Source organism: Nocardia cyriacigeorgica (assembly GCF_010858045.1).
GTDB classification, from domain to species: domain Bacteria; phylum Actinomycetota; class Actinomycetes; order Mycobacteriales; family Mycobacteriaceae; genus Nocardia; species Nocardia cyriacigeorgica_E.
Map to the genome: position 1 here is coordinate 1 of NZ_JAAGVC010000197.1, position 340 is coordinate 340.

Here is a 340-nt window from a genome sequence, read left to right on the forward strand (position 1 = left end):
TCTGAAGCTCGATCAGTTGCTGAACCACCTGGTCTTCGCACGATCGTCCGGCGCCGAATGCCGCGCCGAATCCGTATGCCTGCGCGTCGTTGCCGCCAGTGTGGTCGAAACAGTCGTAGCGGGCTTTGGCTCGTTGTGCCGCGAGGCGATCGGTTCGCTCGAGGTAGCGCACGACCTCCGTCATCGAACGATGCAAGCTGTACAGATCCAACCCGTAGAACCCCGTGGTGGGTTCGTCGTGACGAACCTGGCCGTCGTCGTGATCACGTAGCCAGCCGACGAAGTCGCGGACAACTGTATTGCGCCACATCCACGCGGGAAACCGTTCGAAGCCGCGCAG

General features: G+C 62.1%; 1 protein-coding gene. It reads right to left on the reverse strand.

The window, feature by feature from the left end; all coding sequences use genetic code 11:
- Positions 1 to 340, reverse strand: a 340-nt coding sequence (locus GV790_RS29340) for an erythromycin esterase family protein (protein WP_163818066.1), incomplete at both ends; no start/stop codon positions are given.